The organism is Calditrichota bacterium, from assembly GCA_013112635.1.
Classification (GTDB): Bacteria; Calditrichota; Calditrichia; order Calditrichales; family J004; genus JABFGF01.
In genome coordinates, this window is sequence record JABFGF010000007.1 from 236,821 (window position 1) to 255,307 (window position 18,487).

Below are 18,487 nucleotides of genomic sequence, written 5' to 3' on the forward strand. Positions count from 1 at the left end.
AGAAATATTGAGACTGATATATATGGTGTTTGGAGATAGACATCTTGGAAATTACAATATGTGTTTACTAATTCAAAACAATTGCAGAAGAATTTGTATAGAAATCTTAACCCTATGACAAATATTACTGAACTAAAAATCGGGAAAAAAATAGGAATTTGTGCCCACAGTTACGAGGGTGGGGCATTGTGTTTCCTAACAGCTTGTAGAGAAGGAGCGAAACGCTTGGGACCTCATATGCATCCTAACATTATATTAAGTGCAATACCAATGGGAATTAGTATGCCAAGTTGGGAGTCGGGTAATCATGATGAAATCTCCAGACATTTATTTAACGGAGTTGACCAAATTGCAAAGGGGGGAGCAGATTTTTTTATATGCCCAGATAATACTGGCCACATTGTACTTGAAAAAATTATAGACGAACTCCCAATCCCAGGGCTTCATATTGCTGATGTTGTTTGCCAGGAGATTACCGCTAATGAATGGGAAAGGATCGGTCTGTTGGGTACTAAGTGGACAATGACCGGATCTGTATATAAAAATGCTCTCAATGCAAGAAACTTAATAAGGATGATTCCTAATGAAACAAATAGATCTAAAATTGATGATGTAATATTTAAAGAACTTTGTCAAGGAATATTTAAGAAAGAGACAATAGAACTGTTTCTGGACTCAATAGAAGAATTAAAACAACATGGTGCACAATGTGTAATTCTCGGATGCACAGAAATTCCATTGATAATAAATTCTGAGAATTCCTCGCTTCCAATATTAGATACAACGAGACTACTGGCTAAATATGCTGTAAAACTTGCTTTATCTGAAAAAAAATTTCCTTCAGAGGGGTGGATTAAAGTACAATTGAATAGCACTCTATGAACCAACACAAAAGAACTAAAACAGATTTTAAAATAGCAGAAATAAGACCAGAAGACAGTACTTTTATTGAATCATTTATAGCCGATAGCTGGGGATCAACTATGAGTGTTTCAAGGGGAAGAATTTTCGATACTGTAGCTTTACCAGGATTTATTTATATAAAAAATAAAAGAGTAATTGGATTAGTTACTTATAATATTGAAAAGGATAATTGCGAAATTGTAACGCTTAACAGTCTTCAAAACAACCGAGGACTAGCAACCCAATTAATAATGAAAGTTATTGAAAAAGCAAAAGAAAATGATTGCAAAAGAGTTTGGTTGATAACTACAAATGACAATACTTATGCTATACGTTTTTATCAGAAAAGAGGATTTGAATGGGTTGGATTCTATAAGGATTCAATGAACGAATCCAGAAATCTTAAGCCAGAAATACCAGAGTTTGGTGTCGACAGGATTCCAATAAAACATGAAATTGAATTTGAATTAAGATTTTAATTTGAGGTAACTCTTATATAATCAATGAGAACGGAAACGTTATAAAAAGGTTTCTTGCTAACTAATATAAAAAAACATTGTCTAATAATTATAAAAGAGTCAGTGATTGGCTTAAATTAAAACATTAGATACGCGGGTGAATTATGCAAAGCTTAACATTATTAATTTCAGCAATATTTTCTATAATCAGTTCTATATCCTGCATAGAAAAAAAGGCAATATCAGAAGAACCCTTTGATTTCAACCAGGTTTATACATTGGGACTTCATGGCAATATGAGTGCCGCACTTAATTTCTTGGATTCGATACCCAATGGAGAATTAACAGATTCCCAAATAATTGCAAAAGAGAAATACATTGAACGATTTAGAGAGCAAAATGAAAAATACGTTTACGATACTAAAGATTCACTTGCTATAAATGTTGTTGAAATGTTCCATTCCTATTGGAAAATAGTATTGCTTGATGATAGTTATCTTGGGAAAGCAGATGCTGAACTTGAAAACGACTTAGCAGATTTGTTATGGAAGAATAAATATCTCAATAATCAAATTTCAAAAGACAGTTTAAGTAAAAACTTATATGTTCATCTAAATGAATTTTTAAGATCAAAAGGCTTTTATTCAAATGCAATGGGTAAGACTGGAAAATTTTATGATTTGTTTTTATGGGCAAACGAAACAGAGAAAAGATATGATATTAAGTTACCAGAAAAAAATACAAAAGTGAAAGTTATTTTTCTGGAGGATTTTATATCAAATGGATGGTCTTATTATGCAACTTTTGGGGTTGCTTTTACAGGGGGATGGGCGACAAAAGATGCATTATTCTGTGTAAAAAAAGCTTGGGATGTTTCAAGTGAAAATTTTAAGGTAAGCTACTTAACACATGAAGCACAACATTTTGAAGATAATATTTCTTTTCCTTTACTTAGTCAAGCAGATCTAGAATATAGAGCAAAATTAACAGAGTTGAGTACTGCTAAGAAAACTATATACGAAATAATTGAAAACTTTATAAAACGCGCTAAAAATAATAGAGAAAATGCCCATGCCTTTGCAAATTATTGTGTAATACGTGATCTATCAAAAAAACTATTAAATCGTGATTCACTTACAGATATGGATCAATGGAAAAATATATCTTACACAAAAATCAATAAAGCAAGTAAAAGTTTACTCATAAACAATGCAATCAGTTTAAAAAATGCAGGTACCGAAATAGTTACAGAATTTATAAAATGAAAATAGTAACAATAAGACACAAGTTTAATAGAATATTTTTCCTCTTTTGTTGATCCTGAAGGAAATTGTGTTTCTATTTGGGTTAGGCAATGATAAGCATTAAACAGTTTGACCAAAAAAAGGTATACTATGGAATTTCAGATTGAAAAAGGGATTGAAATATTGCACAACACACCAAATGTAGTAAAAGCATTATTAAGTAACCTGTCTGAGGATTGGATAAAAATGAATGAAGGGGAACATACTTGGTCTCCGTTTCAAATTGTCGGACATTTTATTCATACGGAAAAAGCCCATTGGATATCCAGGGTAAGAATTATATTAGCTGGTGATGAAGAAGTTTCTTTCAAACTATTTAGTGGCTTAAATCAATTTTTAAACAGCGAAGGAAAATCTATTTCGGAGTTAATGGCCGAATTTACTGAATTAAGAAATGAAAATATCAGAGAATTGAAATCATATAATATTAATTCAAATAATTTATTATTTAAAGCCACCCATCCTGAATTTGGGAAGGTGACATTAAAACAAGTATTGTCTGCATGGATTGCTCATGATTTAAACCATACAAAACAAATCGCAAGAGTTATGGCAAGTCAATATAAACCAGAAATGGGGCCATGGGAGAAATATATAAAAATAAAATAGTTTTTCAGTTACTTAAAAATATCCGTTATATCATTACTGCAGGCCAAAACAAGTTCCGTTTTCAGCCTATTTTTTGTAGGTTAGTTTTATCTAACTTACAATTACTCTTGACCATGTTGTGGCAGTCTAATTTCCATTCGCTGTTTACCAAGTTAGCGGTTTAATAATTTCTATAATTGGAGGATTTACTATGCTAAACTCGTTAAAAACTTTGTTTATGTTCATATTTGTTGTTTTATTCTTAACTGGGCAAGCGCATAAAAATTCTGACATCATTCTATTGAATTCAACCGAAAACCTTACATTGCTAAATGTTAAAGCGGAAGCGGTTACATTTAAAGGCAAAAAAGGATTACGAGTTGAAAAGGTTACCAATATTGATGAAAGCAAGAATTCAGGAACGTTGGTTTTGATTGAAAACAGCGATTTCAGAAATGGAACCATTGAATTAGAACTGTCTGGTGAGCCTGCTCCCGGTACCGGAAAAAGAGCGAAAGGATTTGTAGGAGTGGCGTTTCGTATTGATAATACAGATCACAACAATTATGAATGCATCTATCTTCGCCCGGTAAATGGTCGTGCGGAAAATCAATTACAGCGGAATCACTCTGTCCAGTATATTTCCCATCCTGAATTTCCCTGGCAACGACTACGGAAGGAACAGCCAGGTGTCTATGAAACGTATGTCGATTTGGTGCCTGGTGAGTGGATAAAGTTCAAAATCGTAGTTTCTGGAAAAAGCGCTCGATTGTATGTTCATGGTAATTCACAACCAACTCTGATCGTACATGATTTAAAACATGGCGAGAGACAAGGACTCATTGGGTTGTGGTTGTACAGATCAACAATTGCCCACTATAGGAATTTGAAAGTAATAGTCTCAGATGAGTAAATGTGCTTATTTCAATACTGTAGTAAATGAAATTGATGATGATAAGGAAATGATACCCAAGACAGATAATAGTTGGCCTTTAATAAGATAGTTTTTCGATATGTATTTGCTTGCAATATATATGATGAACATTTGAGTCCTTAACCTTATCAAAAAGATATGAAATTGAGTTTTGCTCACTATTATAACAGTTTCCTGAAAGATAATATTAAATAAGATTACTATGACTGCTTTTCTCTGTATTTTGTACCTATTCGGAACTTCCAAATGTGGATTATGTATTGATGATCAGGTCACTAAAACTAAAAACCACAGGCAAAGCTCAAGGAATTAGTAAATTACTTAAAATCAAATTGGAATGAACCTTATAACTATGTGATTAGAAAGTTTAAAAACTACGACTACGTACTTATTGAGGAATACCATAGGATAAAACATGATGTTGATTTAATTCTAAAATTAATTCTGAGACTATATGAAAATAATATCTATAATATTGCGATTGAGTTTGGCGATTTTAGAGACCAAGATCTAGTAGATTCATTACTCGCTTTACCATACTTTGATCGAAATTTAGCAAGAGAAATAATGTTCAGGTGCAGTCCTGATTGGGGCTTTAAAGAATAAATCGATATCAACAAAGTCGCTAGGCAAGTGAACCATTCTGTGACATCAAGAAAGAAGAAAAAGTTTAGAGTTATTAATTTTGGGACTCACTATGATCCCTGCAAGAAGGTGGGAGTTGGAGCGATATTAATCCTGATGTTTTTATGGCAGATGTATTTTTTAAAGAATTAGTGTAAAAACGAAAAAGCACTTATTTATTCTGGCAATCGTCATGTTTTTACTAGGTACCATCAACCATATTTGATTTTAAAAAAGATAGTTTAATTAGCTATACTACAAACAGGATGGGAAACATTATTTAGGACTCATTATCTGAAAAACATTTAACATTTATTTACATTCCGTATGCGAAGTGGCAAAGAAAGAATGGCATTTTGCTTCTCATGCTGGTCATGAATTTGATACTTATGATGAAGAAGATGCTTTTTGCAGTTTTGCTTCATAAATGTTGAAAAAGCTGAAGAGCAAGTGATCCTCAAACCTGGAGACTTGTTGATTTTAAATAACATCAGTACAATTCATGCAAGACTTGGTAAACGGAAAACTGGTGAGCTTTATCAATTAATTGCAGGTATCTCTGATGTACTAGTAAAAAAAAGCAGTATTGTGAAGCATTGGTTAGTTGAACAATTAAGCAGCTAAGATAATAAAATAGAATAGAGTTAAGGTATATTAATATGAATAAGGTAAAAATTAATCTCTCGCGTATCCACTATTTTATAATTCAATATATGGTCAATAATGGATTTGCTCCAAGAATATCAGAAATCGCTAGTCATTTTCAGATTCCAGAGGAGCGAACCATTTTAGAGCTTCAAGCACTTCAAGACTATCATGGTGTCGTATTGCATCCATACACATCAGAGGTTTGGGTTATACATCCATTTTCAAATGCACCTACGAATTGTTATCTAAAGTCAGAAAGAGGGTCGTGGTGGTCGAGCTGTATCTGGTGTGCATTAGGCGCTGCTGCATTAATAAAAGAAGACCTATCCATTTCTACAACAATTGGTGCTGAGTCAAAAAAAGTAGTTATTGAAATTAAAAAAGGTAAAATCTTAAATCCTAATCTATATGTTCATTTTCCTATACCTATGAAAAATGCTTGGGACAATGTAGTATATACATGTAGTACAATGTTACTATTTGAGAAAAAAGATCAAATTAAAGATTGGTCGCAGAGGCACAACATTCCAATAGGTGATATTCAACCTATTAACTTAATATGGGAATTTTCAAAAAAATGGTATAGGAATCATTTAAATAGTGATTGGAAAAAATGGACGGTTGAAGAAGCGAGGAAGATATTCAGAGAATTTGGGCTAAAACATAAGATTTGGGATTTGGAAAATTCATCAGAAAGATTTTAATAAAATAGGATCTAAAAAATATTCTTTTTAAAACTCACAACTGTGAGAATAGGTAATGTGTTTGCTGTGTCAGAGATAGTGCTAAAACAATAGATGGTTCAGTCCTTGCACTATGAAATGTATATTAACAATCGAAACGTTGATTCACCATTATCACAAATGTCATTGGCAAGCTGGTGGATAATTAGAAGATATAATCAAAACCCGTGATTTTCTCAAAGACATCAAAATTTGGAACGAAATTGCTAAATCTCATTGGTGAATTTTCAAAGAAATCATGAAAAAAGGTTATATTCTGCTTAATTAGTATTTAGGTTTTATAAATTCAGTTTCGTGTTTCTTTTTGCCGGATAAAATTATTCCGTATACACTTACAAATACAATTATGAGAGTTACAACTTGATAACTTTTTATAGTCTCATGTAAAAATATAATTGCTAAAATAAGTGTAATTGCTGGCCATGGAGTAATAATTGAACTAGCCACAGAGACATCAACTTGCCTCACAGCATAAAACCAAACTATAAGTTCAATATAGTACACAAATCCCATAGCAGCTGCATATATTTGAAACTCATAATTTCCTATTAAATCAATTGCTTGATTTAGGCCACTAATTGATATAGATATAGTAAAGATTACGATAACCGAAATTAGAACCCTAAAAAAGGTTACTTGAACTGGAGTGATTGGTGTTTTGTCTAAGACTTCTTTTATTATAACATGTGCCACACTCCATATTAATGGAACACTGAAAGCAAAGATAAACCAAAATGATAAACCTGCAATTTGCCAAGTTCCATTAGTGCCTAGAAAATATAGTCCAACTATTAACAAAAATGTGAAGAACAATTCTGACTTGTTCTTCTTTCTATTGAGAAATACCGTTTCCCATAAAATTGCAAAAAGAGGATAAGCCTGAATAGCAATCGAGGCGCTGACAGTGCCTGCTTTCTCCATGGAGAGCACATATGAAAAAGTTGAAATGCCAAACATAGCACCTGTTGCAAGTATTATTAAAACAGTCTTTTTCTTTCGTCCACTAGACAATTTTGCATCAAAAATCCCACGATTTGAAGATTTGTACTCAATAAGTAAAACAGGTGTTGAAAAAATAAATTGCCAGATAGACAAATAGAGCGCAAAGTTCAAGGCGCTAATTTCCATAGGCCTGCTGTTTGAAATAACAGGCATTATCCCTAGTAGCATTAAAGAAATAAATGATAGTGCAATCCCAGTTTTAATATTGCTTTTCACTGTGTTCGATCCCTTTTTAAGCTTTTGCAAATAATACAATGTCTGTTGTTCTCATGACGCTACTTGCAAAACGATTCATAACAGCTCAGAATTTTTATTTTTAATAATTGCTTTGCTTTATCAACTGTTGCTGCATATTCAAGCATTACTCCACCCAAGACAAAAGAAACTACAGTTGCAATTATTGCAACATCTTATTTAGTACCTGGAAATAAGTTTAGCTTTTAGATCCCAGTCGAACACCAATTATGATTGAAAAATATTTATTTAGGTTTCTTCCAACATTTGTACAATTAGATGACTAACTCTTTATGCCAAAGTTCTGTTTATAAAAAAAGAAATTGGCCTTTTTAAGCCATGTTTCTAATTCGTTCAATATATTTGTAATATACAAATAATATATATAGATTCATTTCTTTAATCAACAAAAAATAGCAGATCATCGTTATGGAATTAAAAAAGAAACTGAAAATCATTTTAGCGTACTTTGCCATATACTTTATCTGGGGCTCAACATTTTTAGCAATTCGCTACGCAATTGATAGTATTCCACCATTTATAATGGTTGGATTTCGCACAATTATTGCCGGGGCAATTCTTTTCATTTTCTCCATATTTAAGAATAAACAGTATCCATCATTAATAGATTGGAAAAAGGCAACAATTTCAGGTTTTATCTTAATTGTTTTTGGATATGGTGGATTAACCTGGGCACAGCAATTTGTACCTTCTGGGTATGCATCTTTACTCGAGGCAACATTATCAATTTGGTTGTTTTTGCTTTACTGGATATATGGAAAAAAGTATTCTCCATCACCAAAAGATATAATAGGAATTATGGCTGGTTTTATAGGGGTGGTGTTACTACTGGAAATTGACGGTGAATTAATTACTCTAACTAAGGGAAACTCATTTTTGGTTTTTTTGAGCTCATTTGCATTGTTAATTTCTGCCTTTTCATGGGCTTCCGGTTCTTTTTTATCACATAAAATAAAAAGTATTCCACTAATGATGTTAATTGGAATGCAACTCTTAACTGGTGGATTTTTTATGCTTCTAATTGCCACGCTTGTAGGGGAGTGGGTATTTTTTTCACCAAAGGATGTTTCAATATTGTCACTTGTTTCTCTTCTTTATTTAATATTTTTTGGGACAATAATTGCATTTGGTTCTTATAGCTGGCTTTTACGGGTGAGCTCACCAGTAAAAGTGGGTTCATACGCTTTTTTTAATCCGCTTGTTGCTGTTTTTCTAGGATGGTTGCTTGCTAATGAGCAAATTACAAGACAAATGATTATTGGTGCTTTGGCAATTTTAGTTTCTGTTTTAATATTGAATTTTTCGCAAACAAATAAATTAGATGTTGAGAAAAGGACATATAACTAATGCTACATATTGAAAAAGCAAAGAAAGAGTCTCTGGAAGAAATGTGTAATGTCATTAAATCATCCATTGTTAACCTATGTAGTGAAGATCATAAAAACCAACAAGAACACCTAGACAATTGGTTATCAGCAAGATCAGAAAAAAAAATGAATGACCTATTATTTGATAAAGAGTCACAAGCTTTTGTTTGTATAAAAAGGGGCAAATTGTTGGAGTATCTCATATAAAAAATAACGGAGAGATTACACTCTGCTATGTACACCCTAAGAAATCTAGACTAGGTATTGGGAAGCTAATGTTACACGTGGCTGAAAAACAGGCAGAAGAATGGGGGATTTTCCAAGTGTGGGTAGTTAGGTCTGGAACTGCGAAGGATTTTTATATATCTCAAGGTTATAAACAATATGCAAAATCAATAACCTATTTGGGGATGCCTGGATTTCCGTTAAAAAAAGATTTATAGGCTTCAATATTATTAATACGAAGAAATCTAGAAAAAAATAATTAGGAATAAAGAACAATATCAACTTACTGAAACAAGTTTACATAATTACCCAATTATATACCGTCAGGAGAACGCCGAATTGTTTGTAAAATGAGGTGCTTATATAATTTGAATTATGCAAAGTGAGCTCTGAGAACGGTCTTGCGTTTATCCGGGAAACCAATAAACTAACTCAAGTAATTAAGTTTAGATTTGAAATTATCTCCAATAAAACAAGACTCATTTTTTTGAACCTTGTTTTTTTTCTATAAACAATGGACAGTCAATGCCATCGTTGAGCAGTGAACTTTTAAAACAAATGTAATTTGCCCAAGTAAAAGTTTCCGAATTTACAAATTCACCATATTCACAAGTCATGCATAGCTGAGATTCTGGCCACGGTTGTACTGAAACCAACATTTGTAAATGGTTTAAATCTATGTTTGTACCTTGTTCCATGACACCTCCTTTTGATTGTTAAAGAACGAACTCTGTATAAGTGTACCATATTCAATTAAGTTCTTTTGGAGGTGTTTTTTGCTAATAAACATGGTAATAAAAATTTGTTTTATCTAATATTCACATTTACACAAAGTCAATTAAGGCTTATAATCAGCATTTTCGACTATTTAATTTATTTTTATGTTTGCTGCACCATTTTTCGTTTTTATTTACACTATATATAAAAGGGGAGAAATTATCTAATATTAGATTCAATTTGATATTCTACTTGGTGTTTTAATAATTCTCGCTTTATTACTCTTAACAGACCTACGCTCCCACCTACCAAAAATCCAATTACTGATTAAGGAGACTTTATGAACTTTTTTAATCTAACTCGAATATCTTTGCTTTTATATGCAATTTTATTGTTGAGCTCTTGTAACACTATAAAAGATAGAAATCGGGAGTTCCCATTAACACTGGATCAAATACATGATATCAAACTTTATACTAAAAATATTAAATATATTGGAGAACCCACCCGTTTCGAAAATACTTTTAAAGATTCAGTATCAGGTTTAAGCCATACTTTTATTACTACGACTAAGATGTTTACATTTTCGATCTATACAGATGATAAAGGTAATCCAATTAAGCCTTCAGATTCAACATCTGTAAGCGCAAGGCTAAAACCCATTCGTGTATGGGGAGCAGTGAGCTGCACAGCTGGTTCATGCCTAAAAATATCTACTTCAACTAGTTGTGATCCATGTGAAGAAAAGGAGCTAACATGTGAAGACAATTGTGATCCATTAGGTGGGTGTAATCAATGGACAAATTGCTCGACATCAGGTTTTGGGTTATCAAACGGACGAATTAGGGTTTAATATGTTTAATGACTGGTTATATAGTCTTTGATTGCTAAAAAATGGATTAAAAGAGTATTGATTTGGGTGATCAAAAATCATCCACAACTATAACCTAATAACTCAATTTCTAAACCAATTGTATAGACAAATACATTGCTTTTTCTGAATACATCAGGTAATAATATTCGTTGTTAATTGAATCCGTATAATAAAAAAGTTTTTGAATTAAGAAATTTACCATAATCACAACCTGTACGTTATTGTGATTTCGGCAATTACAAACATTTTCTTTATTTTGTGAATTATAATAGAAGGAGTAATGAACAAACAAAAAATTGATCCATTTTTTTTAGGACTTGGAAAAGCGTTGGGAGTACCTCCAGATAAAATTGGACTGAAACATTCTAAGTTCCCTGGAGAGATTACCTGTATTGGGCCGAAGCCAAAATTGAAGAAAGAATTCCCAGAGCTACCGTATGAGTTTGAATACTGCTTTACTTGGGTAATCAAAATTGCTCCTCCACACTTTTTATGTAATGCATGGCGAGAGGAATATGACGATTTGAAACAACAATTGCCTGCTTTAATAAATTCTGAACAATGGGAAGAAGTACAAATTATTGTGGAAAAGCTAAAATCTTTAAGAATAGCTTTGGATGGATGTCGAGTGAGGGAACGTGTCATTACATATTGTATTTTCCCTGTTTAGAGAAAAAGTGTTAAAGTTCTCCCTTTTTAAATCTTGTTGAATAGAAATTTCAGTACAGAATATATGAGATGCTAAATCAGAAACTATTGAATTGGGGACTAAACTGCAAAATACATCAAAATTCTCTTGTACCATTTTGAGGAGAAAATATGGATTTTCTAAATATTTTAATAGACCTGTTGTTTTTATCTGGAACAATACCAATTGAGTATAAATATAGTGATCCTGTTTTTTCCCTTGGTTCTGGATTTATGGGTATGTTGGTGATCTCCTTGGATTGGATAGCATATATGACTTTAGGAAAGTCATTTTTCTCATTAACACATGGAGGATTAAAATCCGTAAGATTAATTATTTTATGGGTTGTTGGAGGCGTAATTACAGGATATTTCGGAACTGTCGCTGCAATATTTCAGCTCAACCGTTTTGGTTGTTTAGCAGCTGGCATTACTGGGCCATTAATTTTACCTCAACTCCGCAGGTTATTTAGTCAGTCTGAAGAAATCCAGGAGGCGACAGAGGAAAATGAGGAGGATGAATAATGGAATTTAATGAAATCTTTTTTGGAGAACGTGATTTTTATACAGAACAGAATATTTGTAAATATATTCGATACTCAAAGAAATTTTCATCTGAAAATGAATTAGATTTTACAAAAGGATTATTATTTTTCAGTTCATCTTTGCAGCGAACATGGTTAGTTGTATCAAATGAAAGGTTATATTGCATATTGGATGATAAACGAGTTGAAACACCCCATATTAACTGGTCTATTAAGAAAAAAAAGCTACTTCAAAATGACACATTGCTCATAAATCTAAATGTTAGGGACAAATCAAAAAATAGCGGTATCATTGATTTTGGAGAAAAACATAAGAATTGGCTCTTTAGCGAAAGATTATTTCTTTACAGAGATGTAGAAGATGTAATAGAAGACTTTATATTAAAAAATATGAATGTGTCATCTAGTACAAAAAAGGATCGTGAAGAAGGAGAATCTGATGTTAATAATTAGTTCAAGAAAAAATTTTGATGATCCTGATAATTTAAGCAAAAAAGGACATCTATTTAAGAAGATAGACCTTACAAGTGATTCAGAAATAAAAGACTTTAAGAATGAAGAAGAGTTTATAGATGAAATTAAAAAGCAACGTGTATTACTAATTGTTCATGGGTATAATAATGAACAGGATGAAGTATATGACGCCTACTCTGTTATTGAATCAAAAGTAAATCAACATCTTCAAAATGAGTATGATTTAGTGATTGGATATTCTTGGCCTGGTGGTGATAAAGGATTAGAGTGGTGGTCATCAAAAAGAAGAGCAAACAGCGTTGCAAGAAGATTTAGACGGCTTATTGAAAACATTTCCGAAAAAGTAGAGACATTAGATATTATGTCTCATAGTTTAGGTGCAAGAGTAGTATTGAAAGCCTTAAAGCAATCAGAAAAAACAAAAATAATAAAAAACTACTTTTGTCTTGCTGCTGCTGTGGATAATGAAGTATTAGAAAAGGGAGAGGAATTTGTTGATTCTGTTAGTAAAATTGACGCACTTTTCGTCTTTCATTCGAAAAAAGATGAGGTATTAGCAACAGTGTACAGGCTAGCAGAATTTGATAATGCTCTTGGCCTTCATGGACCTGAAGATAAAGATTATATTGAAAACAAGACAAAAAATATATTTGTTGTAAATTGTAAAAAGAAAATAAAGAATCATGGCGGCTATAAAAGATCAGATGCAATGTACGGATATATTCAAGAAATTCATTTAAAGAAGCCATTAAAATTTTTCACATTGTAGACATAGATCAACTCAGTGATTTATAGTTTCAGGAAAACAACCACACTCTTTTATTACGTTATATTTCTAACCGTTCCATAGCCTGTTGTTTTGGGATGTATATTGAAGTCACTTTTTCTTTCTATAAACTATTATAAAGGGCATCATGAAAAAATATATCGGATTTCAGTTAATCACATGTATCATTTTTTTTGCCGGAACATTATCAGAATCAACAGCACAAATAATAGATAATATCGATCACCAACGTGTGCGAGATGGTTCCAAGAGCCAAATTGATAATGTAATTATTTTTATTCGACATGGGCGTAATCAAAACATAAAACCATGGAATATCGCCCCTGGTTCAGTTGAAACAATCTGCAATACTTTAGCAGATTTTTTTAAGACGGAGAAGAAGAACTACCCAAACTTAAAAGAAGGACGGATTAAAGTCTTTTATATTTCTCCTGAATTTGAAAGAGATCTTAAAATAGACCAAAAAACCTGGACTAATCGTTTCAGCAAGACAGCTAAGGCAATAGAAAACGCCGCTAAAAACTATAGTTCCAGGGAAATTGATTTTACAAGATTGAATCTCCCTGCGGCTACATCTTACGAAGGGTTTAAAAGTTGGTATTGTCCGCAGCATTCGCTTATTTCTGATGCATGCAATAATAATATTAAGGTTATTGAGCAAAATGATGCAATCTCACATCTAAAACAAAGAATTAACAGTACTACTCATCCCATTTCAATATATATCTTGGCCCGTTCGTTGAGTATTGGGTTGTCAAATAGGTTAGTTGAGCATAGCACAGGACGAACAAAAAAAGTCAAGGAAAACCTAAAAGAATCGCTTAATAATACAAAAGATGATGATTTTTATAATTATTACTGGTTGATAAATCGCAATAAAATAGCTTGGGAAAATATGTCCAGAGTGCCTATTTCCGAAAGTAGCCAAGGAAAATGTGAAAATATTAGCTATAATGATAACTTTAAAGATGAATTAAAAAAGAGGAGTATCTTTATTGGAAGGTATTTTGCTGTTAGTATTGCGGGTTCTAATGATCATGTATATTTCTGGTGGCCAAATGGAACCGTAAGCTCAGGCACAACAGACAACCCGACATACTATAACTCATTCTACTCCGGTAACTTGCCACAAAATAAAACACTTCTTTCAGTAAGTATTGCAGGTTCAAACGATCATGTATATTATTGGTGGACAGATGGAACCGTAAGCTCAGGTACAACGGACAACCCAACCTATTATAACACCTACTATTCAGCTAACCTACCACAAAATAAATTACTAATTTCTACCGGAATAGCAGGGTCAAATGATCGTGTATATTACTGGTGGTCTGACGGAACAGTTAGTTCTGGCACAACGAATAATCCAACTTATTATATTACTTATTATTCAGGCAACCTGCCTTTAGACAAAATACTTGTTGGAGTAGGCATTGCAGGTTCAAATGATCATGTATACTATTGGTGGTCTGACTCAACTGTAAGTTCTGGTTCAACTGATAATCCAACAAAATACAGCACATACTATCGGGCAAATTTACCAAACACAAATGTGCCTTCTACTCCAAGTGGACTTAAGATTACCAGGTGATAAAAGAAGTGAAATATAGTCATAACATTTAATATGGAGAAGATTCAATGCACAAAAAATTAAGTCAGAAATTTGGCCTGCCACGTTCTTCAATTCCCGTTCTCCGCTCTTTGGATGAAATTACAGGGGGAGTTTCAACGTCTCTTCCAATTAGCCAAAACAACGATGTTTACACTATGGCACAATCATCTTGCTGGCTTGATGACAATCATTTTATCGTGGGTCGTTGGGATGGAACAGCCACCATTTTTGACACCAGTCCATCACAGCAAAAGGCGCCTACTCTTGATGTAGTTCTTTCTCCGCCATCACATGGTGGGGTTCAAATGCTATGTCGAGCGGGAAATGGCTTACTTTGGTCGAGTAATGATGTTCAATCAATGGCTATCTGGTCGACTTCGACAGGTGATTGGAGCGATCTTAAGCTTGCTGGTCAGGCTAGCTATCCCTTACAATATGGAGTTGCCAATTGCGGTATCGCTTGCCAAACAGCTTCGGGTTCTTGGTTAGCAACAGGTCATGAATCCGGATATTTACTTGTTTGGGATTGCTCAAATCCTTTAGTCCCAATACTAAAAACCGTTGTTGATTTGAGAAACCAAAATCCAACCAATCCTTGGGGACTTCATAATATTCGCGGTGTTCAGCTCTGGGATATGGCTGCCGGAAATGCCTTCGTCGTTACCGGCTCTGAAAACGGAGATATTTGTATAGTTTCAATACCAACAGGTCTGGTTTTATCCAGGTCTTGCTATCATATAGGTGCACAACGGGGAATTAACACAGTCTCTGTTTATGAGGATTGGCTTTTAGTCGGAAACTGTGCTGTTGGCCCGAATGATAAGAATTTCTGGGCTTATCAAATTGCTTCTGGTGGGGGAAGTGTTAATTACACTGACTCCACAAATTTGGTTCTCGATACAAGTTTACCACAAGTTTTTAATTTTTCTATCAGCAATGGTTTACTCTCAACTGGAAGTTGGTCTTGGTTCGCTGCGACAGAAGAAGGTGCTTTATGGATGGGAAGCCTCGATGCAAAAGGGAAAATCTCTGTTACTGGATATGAGGAAGTATCTGCTAAGGTTGGGGCTGCTACAGCATATTACGACAATGAACTTGTAGTTGCAGCCTTTAATGTTCATAGTTTCGACTGTTAAAATATTAATAAATTCACAAAATAAAGTTAACTATTTTCGGTCGAGGAGGCTTAAAAGGAATATGACAAATCTATTTTTCTTGATTAATATTTCCTGTGAAGAGAATTCAATTAAAAAAACATTTCCAATATTTCTCCATTTTTGATAATTCCTTTTTTACTACTGAATAACGAACTTGCTAATTGTGTATCATATTCACGATTGGAACATAAAAGTTTACCATTTTCGGCCATAAAATTAGGATTTTTGATTTTGCTGCAACATTTTTCTATTTCATTTACACTATATAATTAAGAGGGTAATAGAAAATATGGTCCATTACTTTAAAAAGTTAAATGAATATATAATTAAGTAGGAATTGAACTAATGAAAAAAGTTTTTAACGATTTGCTCAAGACTCTTGAGAAAGTTCAAATTTCAGAAGACAATCGTCAACTTATTAAGCGACAACTTACAAAAGTAGATGAAGGAACATGTAGTAAGACTTACTTTAACAATGTAAATAGTCGTTTTAAAAAATATAAAAAATTTAGCTTTTATCTTACAATTCTTGGTATAGTAATTTCAATATATTCTGTAGTAATTACAATATATGGATCACCATTTGAATGGAAAAGAGAAGCAATAATTAATAAGGAGAAGTTGATTAACTATGAGTATGCACAAGAGAAAGCTTCCAAAGGAGATTATATTAGTGCTATTGAATTCATAAAAACTGGATTAAATGTTGGACTACCAGATGAAACAGGACGGTTTCTGCTTCAAAGATATATGGTTTTTCAAGCCTTAAGAAATAACTTTGACACATCTGATGACTTGGACTTTGTTGAATTTCTTTTACGATTAAATCCTAAGGACTATGAAGCTAGACTTAATCGGGCAATATTATATTTTTTTCATGCTGACTATAAAAACTCCCTTGAAGATTGTAACTATGTAATAACAGAATTGGGAAAAGTTGAAAATTTAAACAGAAGGCAGGTTCAATGGTTATCAGATGCACTTTCAAATGCATCACTTTCTTATACAATATTGGGAAGATTTGATTCTGTAAATAATTGTGCAGACAAACTTTTCGATTTAGGAAGAGTATACAAAATCGAATCAATTATTGCTGAAGCAGAATTACAGGTTGGCATGATTAGAAAAGCAGAATCAAAATATGAAAGTGCAACACATAACTTTGAAACAGCGCTACGTATTTTCAGAAAAGAAAAAAACCAAAAAGGTCAGTTTAACGCATTGTTGGAATTAGGAAAGCTACATATAGATATTGGAAATCATGATCAGGCATTATCAAATTTGAATGAAGCAAGACAAATTTCAAAGAAAATGAAATCTCAAAGATCAGAGGTGTTATCATTAGAATACATTGGGAGCGCTTTGGCCAAACAATGTAAGTTTGAGGAAGCAATTTCTTTATATGAAGATTTGTATAAAATTCATTCGAAAACGGGTGATGTGCAAGAAATTGCAGACATTTTGATACATCGTGGCAACCTTTTTTTATTCACTGAAAATTTTATTGAGTCAAAAAAAGCTCTTGATGAATCCGTTGCTATTTTAAGAGGAATAAATAGTCCAATTAATCTAGCAATTGCTCTTAACTCCCAAGGAGCAGCAATGATTGGATTAAAATATCGAAATAGTAATGTGCCATTATTGGAAGCGAAAGAAATATTTTCGAAACACAATATAATATTCGGTGTTTTGAACTGTGATTTAAATATGGGTATTTATCAACAAGATGTTCTTAAGCAACCGGAGCATGCAATAAAGACTTTCCGAGAAATTTTGATAAAAATTCCGGATTCCGCCGGTAGTTTTAAAGCTGGCGTATTTGGACAACTTGGACTTGCTTTTATGGAAATTGAAAAACTGAATGAGGCTAAAGAATCTTTGAATGAAGCAATTACTCTTTCTGGAAACGATGAATGTCTCAAAAAACAGTTTAGGGATGATTTAGCCAAACTAACGAACTTATAAAAGTTGGTGACTGAACCATTCTGGATATTTAAGATGTTTTAGAGATAATGAAAAGTATTTTTAAGGTAACAAGCCCACTCAGACATATTCGTTTTTACATAGAAGTGGCATTATAATGGAATCGAGCAACGTAATGATAAGTAATAATAAGTAAGGTTAAGAGAAGTTATTTTTTTATGCTAAGTTCTTTAAAAACAACATAAAACATTGTTTTTTATAAACTAACAAAAATTCCAAAAAACGTACTGAAAATCCGTGTGTCCCCAGTTCACTTAATCCTGTAAATACCTTGCCGAACTTTTGTTGCCTTCATTAGATCCCGGTCAACCGTTTTTGAATTTACATAAATCTTATTTTCTTCATAAAATACGATTACTTCTTTCCGTTTAAATTCTCTTCCAACAAACTCTTTTTCAATTAACTGCCATCTGTCTTCGGATGTAATATTATGCTGTTTGAAAGAATGAGTTTTGGTTTTAACTAAATATATTTTCAGAAAATCTACTTTCGTCTGAATAAATCGAAACGCTTCATCTACATCACTTATTCTTGCATGTGTACGCAAGTTTATGCTAGCGACGGCTTTAACATATTTTTGAGCAGAAACAGCCAACCGTG

At 32.8% G+C, this 18,487-nt stretch carries 21 protein-coding genes; 18 read left to right on the forward strand and 3 right to left on the reverse strand.

Features of this window, described 5'->3' with window-relative positions:
* Positions 1 to 114 precede the first annotated feature (114 nt).
* The 7 genes from HND50_17825 (at position 115) to HND50_17855 (ending at position 6,163) form a co-directional block, all read left to right on the forward strand.
* Positions 115 to 882 (forward strand): amino acid racemase, encoded by a 768-nt coding sequence (locus tag HND50_17825; GenBank protein NOG47105.1) that lies wholly within the window; start codon positions 115 to 117, stop codon positions 880 to 882.
* Entirely contained in the window at positions 879 to 1,382 is a 504-nt protein-coding gene (locus HND50_17830; protein ID NOG47106.1) for a GNAT family N-acetyltransferase, read from the forward strand. Before HND50_17825 ends, HND50_17830 begins: the two co-directional genes overlap by 4 nt.
* Before the next feature lie 143 nt (positions 1,383 to 1,525).
* Entirely contained in the window at positions 1,526 to 2,626 is a 1,101-nt protein-coding gene (locus HND50_17835; protein NOG47107.1) for a hypothetical protein, read from the forward strand.
* A 129-nt stretch (positions 2,627 to 2,755) separates the two neighbouring features.
* Entirely contained in the window at positions 2,756 to 3,274 is a 519-nt protein-coding gene (locus tag HND50_17840; GenBank protein NOG47108.1) for a DinB family protein, read from the forward strand.
* 190 nt (positions 3,275 to 3,464) lie between these two features.
* Positions 3,465 to 4,166 carry a hypothetical protein gene (locus HND50_17845; protein ID NOG47109.1) on the forward strand — a complete coding sequence of 234 codons (702 nt, stop codon included), beginning with the start codon at positions 3,465 to 3,467 and terminating at the stop codon, positions 4,164 to 4,166.
* A 1,053-nt stretch (positions 4,167 to 5,219) separates the two neighbouring features.
* On the forward strand, positions 5,220 to 5,435 hold the full coding sequence (locus HND50_17850; GenBank protein NOG47110.1) for a hypothetical protein: 216 nt from the start codon (positions 5,220 to 5,222) through the stop codon (positions 5,433 to 5,435).
* A 35-nt stretch (positions 5,436 to 5,470) separates the two neighbouring features.
* Positions 5,471 to 6,163, forward strand: a complete 693-nt coding sequence (locus tag HND50_17855; GenBank protein ID NOG47111.1) for a hypothetical protein — start codon at positions 5,471 to 5,473, stop codon at positions 6,161 to 6,163.
* 303 nt (positions 6,164 to 6,466) lie between these two features.
* Here the strand turns inward: HND50_17855 and HND50_17860 are convergent, their stop codons facing one another.
* Positions 6,467 to 7,372 (reverse strand): DMT family transporter, encoded by a 906-nt coding sequence (locus HND50_17860; GenBank protein ID NOG47112.1) that lies wholly within the window; start codon positions 7,370 to 7,372, stop codon positions 6,467 to 6,469.
* A 495-nt stretch (positions 7,373 to 7,867) separates the two neighbouring features.
* Here HND50_17860 and HND50_17865 point away from each other — a divergent pair, with 495 nt between their 5' ends.
* Genes HND50_17865 through HND50_17875 form a run of 3 tightly spaced genes read left to right on the forward strand, consistent with a single transcriptional unit; the run spans position 7,868 to position 9,269 of the window.
* Positions 7,868 to 8,806 carry an EamA family transporter gene (locus HND50_17865; protein ID NOG47113.1) on the forward strand — a complete coding sequence of 313 codons (939 nt, stop codon included), beginning with the start codon at positions 7,868 to 7,870 and terminating at the stop codon, positions 8,804 to 8,806.
* Entirely contained in the window at positions 8,806 to 9,033 is a 228-nt protein-coding gene (locus HND50_17870) for a hypothetical protein (protein NOG47114.1), read from the forward strand. Before HND50_17865 ends, HND50_17870 begins: the two co-directional genes overlap by 1 nt.
* Entirely contained in the window at positions 8,994 to 9,269 is a 276-nt protein-coding gene (locus HND50_17875; protein NOG47115.1) for a GNAT family N-acetyltransferase, read from the forward strand. Before HND50_17870 ends, HND50_17875 begins: the two co-directional genes overlap by 40 nt.
* 261 nt (positions 9,270 to 9,530) lie before the next feature.
* Here the strand turns inward: HND50_17875 and HND50_17880 are convergent, their stop codons facing one another.
* Positions 9,531 to 9,749 carry a hypothetical protein gene (locus HND50_17880; protein NOG47116.1) on the reverse strand — a complete coding sequence of 73 codons (219 nt, stop codon included), beginning with the start codon at positions 9,747 to 9,749 and terminating at the stop codon, positions 9,531 to 9,533.
* A gap of 413 nt (positions 9,750 to 10,162) precedes the next feature.
* Between HND50_17880 and HND50_17885 the strand changes: the two genes are divergently transcribed.
* The 8 genes from HND50_17885 to HND50_17920 all read left to right on the forward strand — a co-directional run bounded on the left by HND50_17885 (position 10,163) and on the right by HND50_17920 (position 17,869).
* The gene (locus HND50_17885) at positions 10,163 to 10,621 is read left to right on the forward strand and encodes a hypothetical protein (protein ID NOG47117.1); all 459 of its coding nucleotides are present in this window, start codon (positions 10,163 to 10,165) and stop codon (positions 10,619 to 10,621) included.
* A 301-nt stretch (positions 10,622 to 10,922) separates the two neighbouring features.
* A complete protein-coding gene (locus HND50_17890) occupies positions 10,923 to 11,312 on the forward strand; it encodes a hypothetical protein (GenBank protein NOG47118.1) in 390 nt (129 codons plus the stop codon).
* Between the two features lie 149 nt (positions 11,313 to 11,461).
* Positions 11,462 to 11,854 carry a hypothetical protein gene (locus HND50_17895; GenBank protein NOG47119.1) on the forward strand — a complete coding sequence of 131 codons (393 nt, stop codon included), beginning with the start codon at positions 11,462 to 11,464 and terminating at the stop codon, positions 11,852 to 11,854.
* Complete coding sequence (locus HND50_17900) at positions 11,854 to 12,327, forward strand: hypothetical protein (GenBank protein ID NOG47120.1); 474 nt, start codon at positions 11,854 to 11,856, stop codon at positions 12,325 to 12,327. The genes HND50_17895 and HND50_17900 overlap by 1 nt, the downstream gene beginning before the upstream one ends.
* Positions 12,314 to 13,117, forward strand: a complete 804-nt coding sequence (locus HND50_17905; GenBank protein NOG47121.1) for a DUF726 domain-containing protein — start codon at positions 12,314 to 12,316, stop codon at positions 13,115 to 13,117. The genes HND50_17900 and HND50_17905 overlap by 14 nt, the downstream gene beginning before the upstream one ends.
* A gap of 145 nt (positions 13,118 to 13,262) precedes the next feature.
* Positions 13,263 to 14,726 carry a hypothetical protein gene (locus HND50_17910; GenBank protein NOG47122.1) on the forward strand — a complete coding sequence of 488 codons (1,464 nt, stop codon included), beginning with the start codon at positions 13,263 to 13,265 and terminating at the stop codon, positions 14,724 to 14,726.
* A gap of 47 nt (positions 14,727 to 14,773) precedes the next feature.
* Positions 14,774 to 15,883 carry a hypothetical protein gene (locus HND50_17915; protein ID NOG47123.1) on the forward strand — a complete coding sequence of 370 codons (1,110 nt, stop codon included), beginning with the start codon at positions 14,774 to 14,776 and terminating at the stop codon, positions 15,881 to 15,883.
* 366 nt (positions 15,884 to 16,249) lie between these two features.
* Positions 16,250 to 17,869: a tetratricopeptide repeat protein gene (locus HND50_17920; GenBank protein ID NOG47124.1), complete on the forward strand. Its 1,620-nt coding sequence runs from the start codon at positions 16,250 to 16,252 to the stop codon at positions 17,867 to 17,869.
* Positions 17,870 to 18,137: 268 nt separating this feature from the next.
* Here HND50_17920 and HND50_17925 read toward each other — a convergent pair.
* On the reverse strand, positions 18,138 to 18,487 hold a 350-nt coding region (locus HND50_17925; protein ID NOG47125.1), incomplete at its 5' end, for a hypothetical protein.

What these genes read in the sequence shown, in the direction of transcription:
- HND50_17825 (NOG47105.1), top strand. Translation starts at nt 115, where the DNA reads ATGACAAATATTACTGAACTAAAAATCGGGAAAAAAATAGGAATTTGT.
- HND50_17830 (NOG47106.1), top strand. Translation starts at nt 879, where the DNA reads ATGAACCAACACAAAAGAACTAAAACAGATTTTAAAATAGCAGAAATA.
- HND50_17835 (NOG47107.1), top strand. Translation starts at nt 1,526, where the DNA reads ATGCAAAGCTTAACATTATTAATTTCAGCAATATTTTCTATAATCAGT.
- HND50_17840 (NOG47108.1), top strand. Translation starts at nt 2,756, where the DNA reads ATGGAATTTCAGATTGAAAAAGGGATTGAAATATTGCACAACACACCA.
- HND50_17845 (NOG47109.1), top strand. Translation starts at nt 3,465, where the DNA reads ATGCTAAACTCGTTAAAAACTTTGTTTATGTTCATATTTGTTGTTTTA.
- HND50_17855 (NOG47111.1), top strand. Translation starts at nt 5,471, where the DNA reads ATGAATAAGGTAAAAATTAATCTCTCGCGTATCCACTATTTTATAATT.
- HND50_17860 (NOG47112.1), bottom strand. Translation starts at nt 7,372, where the DNA reads ATGCTACTAGGGATAATGCCTGTTATTTCAAACAGCAGGCCTATGGAA.
- HND50_17865 (NOG47113.1), top strand. Translation starts at nt 7,868, where the DNA reads ATGGAATTAAAAAAGAAACTGAAAATCATTTTAGCGTACTTTGCCATA.
- HND50_17870 (NOG47114.1), top strand. Translation starts at nt 8,806, where the DNA reads ATGCTACATATTGAAAAAGCAAAGAAAGAGTCTCTGGAAGAAATGTGT.
- HND50_17880 (NOG47116.1), bottom strand. Translation starts at nt 9,749, where the DNA reads ATGGAACAAGGTACAAACATAGATTTAAACCATTTACAAATGTTGGTT.
- HND50_17890 (NOG47118.1), top strand. Translation starts at nt 10,923, where the DNA reads ATGAACAAACAAAAAATTGATCCATTTTTTTTAGGACTTGGAAAAGCG.
- HND50_17895 (NOG47119.1), top strand. Translation starts at nt 11,462, where the DNA reads ATGGATTTTCTAAATATTTTAATAGACCTGTTGTTTTTATCTGGAACA.
- HND50_17900 (NOG47120.1), top strand. Translation starts at nt 11,854, where the DNA reads ATGGAATTTAATGAAATCTTTTTTGGAGAACGTGATTTTTATACAGAA.
- HND50_17905 (NOG47121.1), top strand. Translation starts at nt 12,314, where the DNA reads ATGTTAATAATTAGTTCAAGAAAAAATTTTGATGATCCTGATAATTTA.
- HND50_17910 (NOG47122.1), top strand. Translation starts at nt 13,263, where the DNA reads ATGAAAAAATATATCGGATTTCAGTTAATCACATGTATCATTTTTTTT.
- HND50_17915 (NOG47123.1), top strand. Translation starts at nt 14,774, where the DNA reads ATGCACAAAAAATTAAGTCAGAAATTTGGCCTGCCACGTTCTTCAATT.
- HND50_17920 (NOG47124.1), top strand. Translation starts at nt 16,250, where the DNA reads ATGAAAAAAGTTTTTAACGATTTGCTCAAGACTCTTGAGAAAGTTCAA.